Raw genomic sequence first — 14180 nt, forward strand, 5'->3', positions numbered from 1 at the left:
TTACGACACCTGACCCGGAGAGCGGCCATGGCGACAGTTAAGGTGCACTCCGAGTCACACATAACTCCGCAGGACAGGTCGAAAATTCGCAAACCGGACACCCTCGGTAATGCAACGCGGCCCGGAATGTGATGAAATGCACACCTGATACGTCATTTTCCCGGAGGGGTCTTACAGTGCGCGAATATTCTGTACCGGCGTCATTCACCATTCCCGACGACGCGTCGATGGCCGACACCGTTTTTCGGTACGAGAAAGAGTTCCCCAACCTCGTTCCGTTTCAACGACTGATCGGTGGAACCTGGACAGACGTCAAGGCTTCCCAGTTCGCCAAGGAGGTCACTGCCGTCGCCAAGGGCCTGATCGCCTCCGGTGTGGAACTCAGCGATCGTGTCGCAATCCTGTCCTCGACCAGGTACGAATGGGTCGTACTCGACTACGCCATCTGGACCGCCGGCGGGTGCACCGTCGCAATCTACGAGACGTCCTCGGCTCATCAGGCGCAGTGGATCCTCGAGGACTCCGCGACCACATTGCTGGTCCTGGAGACCCCCGCCCACGCCGAAGCCATGAAAGAGGTCACCGAAGGCGCTGCCGAACTGCGTGAGGTCCTGCAGATCGATGCAGGCGCCGTGGACGAGCTGACCACGCGGGGCGCTGGCATCAGCGACGAGGAGCTACACGCTCGCCGCCACCAGGTGACGGCGAGCTCCCCCGCCACCTTGATCTACACCTCGGGGACCACGGGGCGCCCCAAGGGTGTCCAACTCACACACTCCAACTTCTACGCCGAGGTCCAGGCGACTCAGATCGCCCTGCACGACTCGATGAAGGAAGGCAACCGCACGCTGATGTTCCTGCCGATGGCACACGTGTTCGCGCGCGCCATCTCTTTCGGAGCATTCGAGTCCAAGGCAACCGTCGGCCACACATCCGACGTCTCGACCTTGCTGGACCAGTTTGCGTCATTCAAGCCGGACTTCATCCTCTCGGTCCCACGCGTGTTCGAGAAGGTCTACAACTCGGCCAAGCAGAAAGCGCACGACGGCGGCAAGGGCGGCATCTTCGACAAGGCCGCAGCCACCGCGATCGCGTGGAGCGAGGCCAAGGACAAGGGCAGCGTCGGACTGGTGCTGAACGCAAAGCACGCAGTGTTCGACAAACTCGTCTACTCCAAGCTGCGTGCCGCACTCGGCGGCAACTGCGATCGCGCCGTGTCCGGTGGAGCGCCGCTCGGAGCGCGTCTCGGCCACTTCTTCCGTGGTGTCGGTATCCCTGTCTACGAGGGTTACGGACTCACCGAAACCAGTGCAGCGGTCACCGTGAACACCACTGCAGAACAGCGCGTGGGGTCCGTGGGCAAGCCGATCAACGGCCACGCGGCGAAGATCGCCGAGGACGGCGAGCTTCTCCTCAAAGGCCCGGTCGTCTTCAGCGGCTACTGGCACAACGAGAAGGCGACAGCCGAATCGATCATCGACGGCTGGTTCCACACCGGCGACCTCGGTGCCATCGACCAGGACGGCTACGTCTCGATCACCGGCCGCAAGAAGGAGATCATCGTCACCGCAGGCGGGAAGAACGTCGCTCCGGCGGTCCTCGAGGATGCCCTACGTGCGAATGCACTGATCAGCCAGTGCCTCGTTGTCGGCGATGCCAAGCCGTTCATCGGTGCACTCATCACGCTCGACCCCGAATCACTCCCCGGATGGAAAGAGCGTCACGGTATCGCCGAGAACATCGCTTTCGGGGACCTGAAGAAGAACGCCGATCTCATCGCCGAGATCGACCACGCAGTGGCAGACGCCAACAAGAAGGTGTCCAACGCCGAGCAGATCAAGAAGTACAAGATCCTCGAGCACGACTTCACCGTCGAGACCGGCGAACTCACTCCAACGATGAAGCTCAAGCGCAACATCATCCATCAGGAGCGCGGCGCCGAGATCGCCTCCATCTACGGCTGATCCTCTCGTGTGACGTGCGGGGCCTCGCCCCTGCACGTCACACGTGCGAGAGCATGACACAGCACGTCACACGTGCGAGAGCATGAACACAGCACGTCACACGTGCGAGAGCATGAACTCTGCGGCTTCGAGAGAGACGGTGCGGTGCACCTTTTCGTGCAGCAGGTCGTGACCCGCATTCTCGAACTCGTGCAGCACGGCTCCTGGCACGTTCGGAATCCATGAGCGAACGGCGTCGATCGGAGCCAAACGGTCGTCGACGCCGTGAAGTGCAAGCAATGGCAAAGCCGAATCGCTGAGATCCGTCGGCTTACCCGTCGTCGATTTCGGTGTCCCGCACAGGACAGCCGAGGTGAAGCTGCTCGGGTCCTTGACGAGCGCCGCGATGGCCGTCGCCGCTCCGAGGGAATGCCCCATCAGAGCCATCGGGACGCCAGCGCGCTCGGACCCGGCGATCTCCGCGAGTTGCAGCGCGTTGTCGGCCAGTCCGCTGATCTGCGACGCATCCGACAGGTCGCCCTCGGTCAGTCCGTGACCTACGTGATCGACTGCCCAGACATCGATGTTCTCGTTGTTCATCATCCGCGCGAACCGATGGTAGTGACCGCTGTTCTGCCCCAATCCGTGCAGAAACAGCAGTACAAGTGATGGATGTGGCGTCGTCCATGACCGGTAGTGGACGGCACCCGTGACTCCCTCGAAAAACGGCATTGGATTATTTTGCCTGCTCCGCGGAGATGTCGCTGCATTCACCTACAGTTGGCGCGTGTTCTTGTCGAACGAGCGAGTCGTCTACAGCGCCAGCGATCTGTCGGCCGCCGCGTCCTGCGAGTACGCGCTGCTGCGCACACTCGACGCGAAACTCGGCAGAATCGAGAGGGTTCGCGAGGAACCGGATCCAATGCTCGAGCGGACGTCCGCGCTGGGTTTGGCTCACGAGCGGCGCCAGCTGGAGGCGTTCCAATCGACGTTCGGTCAAGGAGTGTCGGTCATGGAGCGTCCGGAGCGGACGCTTCAGGGACTCACCGATGCCAACGCGGCCACAATCGAGACTGCGCTCTGGGGCTACGACGTTCTCTACCAAGCAACGTTCTTCGACGGCCGGTTCCTCGGATACTGCGATTTTCTGGTGAAAGAAGGCCACGGTTATTCGGTGTACGACACAAAGCTGTCGAGGCACGCACGAGTGCCCGCGCTGCTTCAACTCGCCGCCTATGCCGACGCGCTCGAGCGAAGCGGCATCGAGGTAGCCGACCATCTCCACCTCATGCTCGGCGACGGCAGCACCACCGACCACGCAACCAAGAACCTGCTGCCGGTCTATCGCAGGCGGCGAGCACACCTCGAAAATCTACTCGACGAACACATGACGGACGTCGAACCCGCGCGATGGGGCGACTCCAGGTTCACCGCCTGCGGTCGGTGCGAGCACTGTGAGCAACAGGTTCTCGCCCACGACGATCTACTCCTCGTCGCCGGTCTGAGCAGAGGTCACCGTAGTCACCTGATCGAGGCAGGCATCACCACCACCACGGCACTGGCAGCCGGAGGCGGCCCGGTCGAGAACATCTCTGCGCGGATTCTCGGAAATCTGCAATCGCAGGCCACACTGCAGATCGCGCAGAAGGCAAGCGGCCGAACCGAATACGAGATCTTCGACGCCGACGCCCTCGGCGCACTTCCGGTGCCCGATCCGGGCGACATCTTCTTCGACTTCGAGGGAGATCCGCTATGGGCCGAGCCCGGCTCCTCCGAATGGGGAATCGAGTATCTGTTCGGCGTACTCGAGACCGACAACACGTTCAAGCCTTTCTGGGCACACGACCGCGCACAGGAAAGAGCCGCGCTCGCTGCATTTCTCGACTACATCGTCGAACGTAGGAAACAGTTCCCCGGCATGCACGTCTACCACTACGCCGCCTACGAGAAGACCGCTCTGCTACGGCTCGCCGGTCGCTACGGCGTCGGCGAGGAAATCGTCGATAATCTACTTCGCGACAACGTTCTGGTCGACCTGTATCCCGTGGTCAAGGGATCGCTCCGAATAGGAGCTCGCTCCTACAGCATCAAGAAGCTCGAACCTCTTTATATGCCCACCGGCCGCGATGGGGAGGTCACCAATGCTGCTGCGTCGATCGTCGAATACGCCAACTGGTGCGACCTCCGCGACCAAGGCCGCACCGAGGAGGCGGATGCACTGCTCGGTGCAATCGCCGACTACAACCGCTACGACTGCGTCTCGACCCTCCGCCTACGAGACTGGTTGCACGCCATGGCGTCCGAGCATGGGGTCGAGCTCAGACCACCCGCCGATATCGCAGCGGACATCGAGGACGAGACAAGCCCGCTAGAGGATTCGCTCCGAGAATTCGTCGGGATCGGTCCGGTCTCCGAACGAACTGACGTGCAGCAGTCGGTCGCGCTGTACGCGGGATCGATCGGATATCACCGCCGTGAGCGAAAGCCGTTCTGGTGGGCCCATTTCGATCGCCTGCAGAGCCCCGTCGACGAATGGGCCGAGGCGAGCGACGTCTGGAAGGTGGACTCGGGTCTGATCGAAACCGAGTGGGCCAAAACCACTCCACGGCAAAAGCTCCTGCGTCGGCGACTTCGGCTGACCGGAACCGGAGGCGTCGGAAAATCAGTGCGGCTGCTCTACGACGTGCCCGCGCCCGACGGCCTCGACCAGCCTCACCCCAGCTACCGAGCGTCCAGCCGAGGGGACGTCGCCGAGGTCGGCGACGACTATGTGATCGTCGAGGAAAAGCTTGCAGCAGACGCCGAGCAGTATGTGACACTTCCGATTGCGCTTGCCCCCGATGCACCGATCCGCACCGCCAGCTTGGAAGAGGCGATCGGCCATGCCGCACAGGAGGTTGGGTCGACGCTGCCCGAGCTACCCCGCACCTCGGTCGCCGATCTGACGTCACTCTCGGCGCCGAGAACCATTTCCGGCGGACCACTTCCCGCCGTGGCCGAGGACAACTACGCGGCGGCTATCACTGCCGCGTTGCTGGACCTCGACAGCTCTTACCTCGCGGTGCAGGGACCGCCCGGCACCGGAAAGACATACACTGCCGCGCGAGTCATCGCGGGTTTGGTTCACGACCACCATTGGCGCATCGGCGTTGTAGCACAATCGCATTCGGTAGTCGACAACCTCCTGCAGGGCATCGCGAAAGCCGGTGTCGATGCAGCACTGATCGGCAAGAAGAAGCCAACCGAACTGACCGAGCTCCGCGATACCGAATATCCAGGTTTCGTCGCGGGCGCGTCGGCGGGATGCGTCATCGGCGGGACAGCCTGGGACTTCTCACATTCCACCCGCGTCGTTCCTGGCTCTCTCGATCTGTTGGTCATCGACGAGGCCGGACAGTTCTCGCTGGCAAACACCATCGCGGTCGCAAGCTCGGCCCGAAACCTTCTCCTTCTCGGCGACCCACAGCAACTCCCTCAGGTCAGCCAGGGCACGCACCCCGAACCTGTCGACGAGTCAGCACTGGGCTGGCTGGCGGCGGGGCACGGGGCGCTGCCGGCGGACCGCGGGTACTTCCTGAGTCGCACCTGGCGGATGCACCCCGATCTGTGTGCGCCGGTGTCCGCGCTGTCGTATGAGGGCAAGCTGTTCTCCAACGAGGCTGCCACACTGAGTCGCTCGCTGGAAGGGCTTGACGCGGGACTGCACTCGATCGTCGTCGACCACCACGACAACACCACCGTCTCGCCCGAGGAAGCCGACGAGATCCTTCACCGAATCTTGGGGCTCGTCGGCTTGCCCTGGACCAATCCCGATACCCACGACGGCGTGCGACCGCTCGAGCCGAGCGACTTCCTCGTCGTCGCCCCGTACAACGCTCAGGTCGACCTCATCAAGGACCTTTTGAGGCGGAAAGGCCTGGAAGATGTGCTCGTCGGAACCGTCGACAAGTTTCAGGGCCGTCAAGCACCCGTCGCGATCGTTTCGATGACGGCGTCGAACCTCGGTGACTCGCCACGCGGCGCAAGCTTCCTGTTGTCACGAAATCGGCTGAACGTAGCCATCTCGCGTGGTCAGTGGGCGGCACTGCTCGTGCAGGCACGCACACTGACCCACTACCTACCCGCCACTCCCGATGGTTTGGAGACTCTCGGCGCATTCATGGCGCTCACCGAGGAGAGTGCCGGGCATCGGGAAAGCACTGATCAGCCGAACGCCTTACCTTCGCCGCGGTAGGTGGGAGCTGTCGTGACGCTGCCGTCTGCCTCCACGATGTGCAGGGTCTCGAACCGCTCACACAGCTCGCCTGCCTTCGCGTGCCGGAACCAGATGCGGTCGCCGATCTCGATTCCGGTGCCTGCCACCGGAGTCTGAACCTCCCCGGCACCTTCGTTGCGCAGGAGCTTCAGACCACCACGCACCACCCCGCGCAGTGCATTCGAGAACGCAACCGGCGACGGGGCACGGGACTTCGATGTAGGACCCGATGCAATGTAGCCGCCGCCGAACGCCGTTGCGACCATGGGCGTCGGCTTACGAACCACCGGCAATGCGAAGTACAGCGCAGGCTTTGGTGTGAAGGCCTTGTACCTGTCGAACAGGGTGGGCATGAACAGTCCTGACCCCGCGGTGACCTCGGTGACCGACGGGTCTGCCGCGCTGATTTCCAACGATCCGGTTCCACCGCTGTTGACGATTTCCAGCGGGCCGACCACAGCGCGGACGGCGTCGACCACCGCCGTCCTCCTCGTGCTCAATTCCGAGGCCGACGCCTTCTTGATCAATTCGACCGCAATGTTCGAGTCCGGTAGGCCCGCGATCTGTGCCTCGTAGAACATGACTCCGACAACTCGAAATCCTCGATCTTTGGCGACGCGCGCGAACTCGGCGACCTGCGCCGGTTCACGCAGCGGCGACCGTCGCACACCCAGATGTACCGGCCCGATCTGCAACGACGCATCGACGTCGATGCACACACGCGGTTTGACCAGATCCGACCCGGCAGCATCCCGGATCAACTCGAGATGAGCCACGTCGTCGACCATCAAGGTGATGCGTCCGGACAGGACTCGGTCGGAGGTGATGGCCGCGAGAGCAGCCTTGTCGACCGTCGGGTAGCCCATCAAGACGTCCTGCGCGCCCAAGCCTGCAAGCCAGATCGCCTCGGCCGGAGAGTACGTCATCAGACCCTGAAAACCCTGCGCTGCAGTGAGTTCCGAGCCGAGCACTCGTTCGAGGACGCTGCGGGAGCGCACCGACTTGCTCGCCACCCGTACCGGCGTCCCGTTTCCGCGCCGCACCAGGTCGGTCGCATTGGCCGCGAGAGCTGGTGCATCGACCGCTGCGAACGGGGGCTCGAGGTGCGCGGTCTGCTCGGCGATGCGGTCGAGTGCAGCGGCGGTGTCGAGTACAGCCGTGCCATGCGAGATGCGACCGAGTAGTGACGTCACTTCAGCTGTACTTCCTTAGCTCGTTGCGTGGACGATCCGGTCCCACCAGTCAATCACCTGGACCCGCTTTCGTCAGATCTCGACCGCTTTCAATGCGATCAGCCCGGACAGATCGTCCAAAGCAGCGATAACCGCAATGTCGTCGTGGTCGACGAGCCAGCGCAGAATGAGTCCGTCGACCGTTGCCATCCCGAATCGGGCGACGGAATCGATCGGTTCCAGCCATTGCGTTCCGGTCGCCCTGGCACACATCTCGAAGTACTCCCGCGACGCGGAGTCGCGGATTCGGTACTGCCCACTGGCAATGGCGGCGGCGTGCTCGGACCCGAGTGCGCGATGGCGAAGCAGATACGTCTTGATCTCGTAGGACAGCAACTGTCGGTCCGCCGTCCGTTCGACGAGCAGCCAGAGTGCGGTGAGACCACTGTGAATCAACGTGCGGAGTCCTCGAATTCCAGAAACTACCCGGTCGTCCTGAAAAGATGCCTGCAGGGCAGCGGTGACGTCGGCGACGAGACCTTCTCCCATGGCGATGACCAGTGCTTCCTTCGACTCGAAGCAGTAATACACCGCACCACGGTGCACCCCAGCCTCTTCTGCCACGCCGCCCACCGTCAACGCGTCGATACCCAGACGCTCCGCACGATTCAACGCGGCGGTAACCAGATGCGCGCGACGCACATCTACGGGCAGCCGGGTCTGCATGGGCATAGATACTAGGCGCGTGCGGCTGCGTTGGAACGAGAATTGACCGTGCCGGACGAGCGCATCCATAGTTGAACGATGACGGGGCACGAGTGGCGTAATTGGGCAGGCAATCAGATCGCACACCCGGTGCAGTACGCCGAGCCAGGTTCCGTCGACGAGCTGCGAGCTCTGGTGATACGCGCCGACACCACGATCAAATGTGTGGGCGCCGGACATTCGTTCACCTCGATTGCCGTCACCGAAGGTATCCAGGTGAGTCTCGACCGGCTGAGTGGCATCGAATCGGTGGTTCCCGGTGACGACGGCTCGGCGTTGGTAACCGTCAGGGCTGGGACCAGGCTTCGGGATTTGACGGCCGTGCTGTGGGCTCACGGGCTGGCGATGACCAACCTCGGCGACATCGACGAACAATCGATCGCGGGCGCCATTTCCACAGGTACCCACGGAACAGGAGCACGCTTCGGCGGAATCTCCACCCAGGTCCATGCCCTGACCATTCTCACGGCCGACGGTACAACGATCACCTGCTCTCGAGAGAAGATGCCGGATGTGTTCGACGCCGCCCGCGTCGGTCTGGGTGCACTCGGGATCATCACCGCGGTGACGCTGCACTGCGTACCGGCGTTCGCGCTGCATGCCGTCGAGGCACCGGCTTCGCTGACGGGAACACTCGCGGAGCTGGAAGAAACAGTGTCCGCGGTGGACCACTTCGAGTTCTACTGGTTTCCGCACACAGACCGGGTGCTGACGAAAAGCAATACCAGGCTCGCGGCCGACACCCCGTTGGCACCCCTCGGCCGCATCAGGGGGTACATCGACGACGAACTGCTCTCGAACACCGCTTTCGAAGCTGTGAACCGCGTCGTCACTCGCTATCCGAAGGCCATTCCTCGCGTCAACGCGTTCTCGGCGAGAGCGCTGTCCGCACGCGAATTCACCGACCGAAGCTACCGTGTCTTCGCGTCCTCGCGCACCGTCAAGTTCCGCGAGATGGAGTACGCGGTGCCCGCGGAGTCGATCACCCATGTGCTGCGCGAGATCGATCGATGGCTCGAGTCGTCCGGCTTCGCGGTGGCCTTTCCCGTCGAAGTCAGATTCGCCGCGGCCGACGACATCTGGCTGTCCACGGCCTACGGTCGCGCGAGTGCCTACATCGCAGTGCACCAATACCACCGTCGTGATCATCGGGAGTACTTCGACGCAGTGGAGGCCATTGCACGCAGCGTGGGCGGCAGACCGCACTGGGGAAAGCTGCACTCGCTGACCTCGGACGACCTTGCCCACGTCTACGAACACTTCGACGATTTCTGTGCGGTGCGCGACGCCCTCGACCCCGGCAGGGTGTTCGGGAACGAATATCTGGGCGCAGTTCTCGGGGGTGCGGGCTTCGCCGCCCGTGCGTGAAAAAGCACACCCCCGGGTCACGAAACGCGCACCGGCGGCGGAGCCGCCTATCTTGGAGTGATGCTTGCTGGAACTAGATGGAAACGCGCACTCGCCGGGATCATCGCTGCCGGAGTGATCCTCGGAGTCGGTGAACTCGTCTCCGTACCATTCGGCGCGAATTCATCGCCGTTCTACGCCGTCGGGTCGGCGGTGGTCGACAACACCCCGGAAACCGTCCGCGAATGGGCCATCGGCACCTTCGGCACCTCGGACAAGACCGCACTCTTCGTCGGAATGGCGCTCGTCATCGCACTGATCGCCGCTGGCGCCGGGATGCTACGGCGACCGCTCGGCGCCGTATTGTTCGGAATTCTCGGCGCGATCGGGGTGCTCGCCGCCGTCACCCGCTCGACCGCAACACCGTTCGCCGCACTCCCGACGATCGTCGCAGTAGCGGTCGGAATCGTCGTGCTGCACGCACTGATTCGCACGACCGAACCGGCCGACAACGCCGCCGGCGTGAGCAGGCGCAGCTTTCTCGGTCTCGCCGCTACGGCCGGAATCGTAGCGGTCGCCGCCGGGACCGCCGGTCGACTGATCTCACAGACGCGTGACATCACCGCCAATCGTCTCGGCTTCATGCTCCCCACCCCGACGCCTCAGCCCCCGATTCCGACAGGAGCCGATCTACAGGTCGACGGGTTGTCTTCGTACATCACACCGAACGACGAGTTCTACCGCATCGACACCGCCCTGGTAGTGCCGCAGGTCTCGTCGGAGAACTGGACGCTGCGCATCCACGGCATGGTCGACCGCGAACTGGAGATCACCTTCGAGGACCTCGCATCGCGGGAAGCCGTCGAAAAAACGGTGACGCTGACATGCGTGTCCAACGTTGTCGGCGGCGACCTCGTCGGCAACGCCACGTGGATCGGCTACCCCCTCAAGGACATTCTCGAAGAAGCAGGCATCCAAGACGGTGCAGACATGGCGTTGTCGTCGAGTCACGACGCCTTCACCGCGGGCACCCCGCTCGAGGTGCTGCTCGACGGCCGCGACGCCCTGCTTGCCGTCGGGATGAACGGCCAACCACTCCCGGTGGAGCATGGCTATCCAGCGCGGTTGGTCGTGCCGGGACTCTACGGCTACGTCTCGGCGACCAAGTGGATCACCGACATCGAAATCACGCGGTTCGACAAAGTCACCGCCTATTGGACCGACCGCGGCTGGGGCGCACTCGGACCCATCAAGACCGCCGCGCGCATCGACACACCGCGATCGGGCGGCGACATCGCAGCCGGAAAGGTCGTCATCGCCGGCGTCGCCTGGAGGCAGCACACCGGGATCTCCGGCGTCGACGTGCAGATCGACGAGGGCAAGTGGATTCCGGCGACACTGTCGGAGGAGTACTCGAAGGACACCTGGCGGCAGTGGAGTCTGGAATGGGACGCATCTCCCGGCGATCACACCATCCGAGCTCGCGCAGCCGACGGCGACGGCGATATCCAAACGTCAATGACGGCGGACACCGTCCCCGACGGCGCTACGGGCTATCCGAAAGCCTTCGTGACGGTCAGTTGAAGGACGCTTTGATCGAATTGTCGTGCAGGATTTCTCGTTCACGCTCGGTGAGGCCGAGTTGCGCTTCCAATGCAGCGAAATTGTCGTCGACGTAACCACCGAAGTACGCCGGGTCGTCGGAGTTGACGGTGACGACCAGTCCTCGCTCGATCATCTGCCGAATGGGGTGATCGGTGAGAGCGTCGATCACCTTGAGTCTGACGTTCGAGAACGGGCACACCGTCAACGGAATCTCTTCCTCGACAAGCCGATTCACCAAAGCGTCGTCCTCGAGGCAGCGGACTCCGTGGTCGATGCGCTCGGCCCCCAGCAGATCCAGTGCTTCCCAGATGTACTCCGCCGGACCTTCTTCACCGGCATGCGCGACGACGTGAAGCCCCTCGGCGCGGGCCTTCGCGAAGACATCGACGAACAACGACGGCGGGAAGCCGGCCTCGGCGGAATCGAGGCCGAGACCGATGATCGGCGCCTGCATCGCCAGTAGATCTTCTAGCAGTTTGTTGGCATGCAGCACGGGCTTGTCGCGCAGGATCGACGCGATCAACCCGCTGGTGACTCCGAATTCGCGCTCGCTCGACGCCGCTGCATCGGCCAACCCTTCGACAACGGCCTCCAATGGCACACCCCTGGACGTATGTGCCTGCGGATCGAAGAAGATCTCCGCGTGCGTGACGCCGCCTGCCGCTGCCCGACGGAAGTAGGCACGGGCCAGGTCCGCGAAATCTTCCGCCGTCCGCAACACGTCGGTATTGGCGTAGTACAGGTTCAGGAACGACTGCAGGTCGGTGAACTCGTACAACCCCCGCAACTCGTCGATATCGGCATACGGCAACACAATTGCGTTGCGTTCGGCGAATTCGAAGATCTGCGGGGGTTCGAGCGAACCTTCGATGTGCATGTGCAATTCGGCGAGCGGGGAGTTCATCGAACGAATTCTACTTGCCGCTGTACGTCGCCTTTCCCGGCCCGTTCGTCAGGAAACTCTGCACCGCTCCGCGAAGATCCTCGGTCTCGAACAGTGCGCCCGAGACGTCCGAGGTGATTTCATCCGCATGCGCGATTCCGCCGGAGCGCCACGCCTGGACAATCTTTTTCGTGGCTGCGTGAGCAACCGTCGGGCCGTCGGCGAGACGCTCGGTCAGCGCCTTCGCCGCGGTGTCGACATCGTCGTGCACTGCATTGACCACACCCCATTCCTTCAGGGTAAGTGCGTCGTAGAGATCCCCGGTCATGACGAGCTCGCGTGCCCGACCCGACCCCGCACGCTCGGCGAGACGCTGCGGTCCGCCCATCGACGGCGTCAAGCCGACGACGATCTCGACAAGGCCGAATTTCGCACGCGGACCCGCCAGGATGATGTCGCACGCGAGGGAGATCTCGAACGCGGCCGTCAGCGTGAGTCCATGCGCCGCATAGATCACCGGGCACGGCAACGCTTCGATCGGATGGGCGATGTCCTCGAACAGCTGTCGCCACAGATCGGCACCCTGCTGGGCGCTCAACCCGTCGAACACGTGGACGTCGACCCCGGCCGAGTTCACCTTCCCCTCGGACCGCAGCAGGACCGCGCGAGGAGGATTGGCAGTCAGGTCCGCGACGTTGTCCACCACGGCATCGAACATGGCCTGGTCGAACAAATTGAGCGGTCCGTGGTCGAAGGTGAGCACGGCCACCTCCGATCCGGCCTCCGTCTTGTACCTGACTAGGGATGTGGGTTGGTCAGCCATGAGTGCCAGCGTGCCATACGCTGCACGAGGCCTGGTTACCGGCGAGTATTGTTCGCAGCAAAGTTACCCGTTACCTGAAGGAACATGTATATGAAGCGCAGCTTGTTCGACGCGGACCACGACGCATTCCGCGAATCCGTTCGTGAGTTCGTCACTCGCACGATCACCCCTCGCGAGGAAAAGCTCGTCGAGCAGCGCTTCATCGACCGGGACATCTGGCTCGAAGCAGGCCGTAACGGGTTCCTCGGCCTCGAGGTGCCGGAGGAGTACGGCGGCAGCGGAGCCAACGACTACCGCTTCAACGCAGTCCTGGGCGAGGAGCTGTCCCGATCCAGCGCCGCTGTGGCGTCGTGCTTCGGCATCCACTACGACATCGTCGCGCCCTACCTCGTCAAGCTCACCACCGAAGAGCAGAAGAAGCGCTGGCTCCCCGGTTTCTGCAGCGGCGAACTTCTCACCGCGATCGCCATGACGGAGCCGTCCGGTGGATCCGACCTCGCGGCGCTGAAAACCACCGCAGTGAAGGACGGCGACGACTTCATCATCAACGGCTCGAAGACGTTCATCACCAACGGCAACAGTGCCGATCTCATCATCGTCGCCACCCGCACCACGCCCGAGAAGAAGGCCAAGGGAATCACGCTCTTCGCCGTCGAGAACGGAACCGAAGGTTTCTCTCGCGGACGCAAGCTGGACAAGGTCGGGCAGCCCGAATCCGATACGGCCGAACTGTTCTTCGAGAACGTGCGCGTACCCGCAGCCAACATGATCGGCGAGTTCGACGGCGGTTTCATCCATATGATGCAGCTCCTCCCGCAGGAACGCATCAGCTGCTCGGTCGCGAACCTTGGACACGTACGGCCAATTCTCGAGGACACGATTCAGTATGCGAAGGACCGCAAGGCATTCGGTCAGCAGATCGGATCGCTGCAGTGGAACAAATTCCTTCTCGCCGAACAGGTCACGAAACTCGATGTCGCGCAGGCATACATCGACAGCTGCATCGTCGCCCACGGCAAGGGCGAGCTCACCGCCATCGATGCGGCCAAGGCGAAATGGTGGAGCTCACAGGTCCAGAACGAAATCCTCGACCACTGCGTGCAGCTGCACGGCGGCTATGGATTCATGAACGAATATCGCGCCGCCCGCGCCTGGAAAGACGCACGCGTCACCAAGATCTGGGCCGGTTCGAACGAGATCATGAAGGAACTCATCGGCCGGGATTTGGGTTTGTAGGCGCTCCGCGCATGTGAGTGGAAATACGTCCCCTGGAGCCTGTTGCTTAATTGAGGGTGTTTCGCTCGAGTGCTGGTGGGTGCGGGTTTGAGATAATCGTGTGGTGGCGCGCGATTACCGACCTTCGAATCTGGATCAAGGGTTTTTGATC

General features: G+C 62.8%; 10 protein-coding genes. 5 read left to right on the top strand and 5 right to left on the bottom strand.

Going from position 1 to position 14180, the window contains the following annotated elements; all coding sequences use genetic code 11:
* Positions 1–176 precede the first annotated feature (176 nt).
* Positions 177–1964, top strand: coding sequence for an AMP-dependent synthetase/ligase (locus QMK17_RS23780; protein WP_283511757.1), 1788 nt, complete (start codon positions 177–179; stop codon positions 1962–1964).
* Between the two features lie 96 nt (positions 1965–2060).
* Here QMK17_RS23780 and QMK17_RS23785 read toward each other — a convergent pair whose 3' ends face one another.
* On the bottom strand, positions 2061–2675 hold the full coding sequence (locus tag QMK17_RS23785; RefSeq protein ID WP_283511758.1) for an alpha/beta hydrolase: 615 nt from the start codon (positions 2673–2675) through the stop codon (positions 2061–2063).
* Between the two features lie 55 nt (positions 2676–2730).
* Between QMK17_RS23785 and QMK17_RS23790 the strand changes: the two genes are divergently transcribed.
* Entirely contained in the window at positions 2731–6177 is a 3447-nt protein-coding gene (locus QMK17_RS23790) for a TM0106 family RecB-like putative nuclease (RefSeq protein WP_283511759.1), read from the top strand.
* Here the strand turns inward: QMK17_RS23790 and QMK17_RS23795 are convergent.
* Both QMK17_RS23795 and QMK17_RS23800 read right to left on the bottom strand, forming a co-directional pair.
* Positions 6147–7370: an alanine racemase gene (locus QMK17_RS23795; protein WP_442972822.1), complete on the bottom strand. Its 1224-nt coding sequence runs from the start codon at positions 7368–7370 to the stop codon at positions 6147–6149. The two genes, QMK17_RS23790 and QMK17_RS23795, sit on opposite strands and share 31 nt — an antisense overlap.
* 93 nt (positions 7371–7463) lie before the next feature.
* Positions 7464–8096 carry a TetR/AcrR family transcriptional regulator gene (locus QMK17_RS23800; protein ID WP_283511761.1) on the bottom strand — a complete coding sequence of 211 codons (633 nt, stop codon included), beginning with the start codon at positions 8094–8096 and terminating at the stop codon, positions 7464–7466.
* A 78-nt stretch (positions 8097–8174) separates the two neighbouring features.
* On the opposite strand from QMK17_RS23800, the gene QMK17_RS23805 reads away from it, so the two are divergent.
* Both QMK17_RS23805 and QMK17_RS23810 read left to right on the top strand, forming a co-directional pair.
* Positions 8175–9503 carry a D-arabinono-1,4-lactone oxidase gene (locus tag QMK17_RS23805; protein ID WP_283511762.1) on the top strand — a complete coding sequence of 443 codons (1329 nt, stop codon included), beginning with the start codon at positions 8175–8177 and terminating at the stop codon, positions 9501–9503.
* A 60-nt stretch (positions 9504–9563) separates the two neighbouring features.
* Entirely contained in the window at positions 9564–11066 is a 1503-nt protein-coding gene (locus tag QMK17_RS23810) for a molybdopterin-dependent oxidoreductase (RefSeq protein ID WP_283511763.1), read from the top strand.
* Here the strand turns inward: QMK17_RS23810 and QMK17_RS23815 are convergent.
* Positions 11059–11991, bottom strand: a complete 933-nt coding sequence (locus QMK17_RS23815; protein ID WP_283511764.1) for an adenosine deaminase — start codon at positions 11989–11991, stop codon at positions 11059–11061. The genes QMK17_RS23810 and QMK17_RS23815 overlap by 8 nt on opposite strands.
* Before the next feature lie 10 nt (positions 11992–12001).
* The gene (locus tag QMK17_RS23820; RefSeq protein ID WP_283511765.1) at positions 12002–12793 is read right to left on the bottom strand and encodes an enoyl-CoA hydratase/isomerase family protein; all 792 of its coding nucleotides are present in this window, start codon (positions 12791–12793) and stop codon (positions 12002–12004) included.
* A 90-nt stretch (positions 12794–12883) separates the two neighbouring features.
* On the opposite strand from QMK17_RS23820, the gene QMK17_RS23825 reads away from it, so the two are divergent.
* The gene (locus tag QMK17_RS23825) at positions 12884–14029 is read left to right on the top strand and encodes an acyl-CoA dehydrogenase family protein (RefSeq protein ID WP_283511766.1); all 1146 of its coding nucleotides are present in this window, start codon (positions 12884–12886) and stop codon (positions 14027–14029) included.
* Positions 14030–14180: the final 151 nt, after the last annotated feature.

Origin of the sequence: Rhodococcus sp. G-MC3, assembly GCF_030063335.1 — a bacterium.
Lineage (GTDB): Bacteria > Actinomycetota > Actinomycetes > Mycobacteriales > Mycobacteriaceae > Rhodococcoides.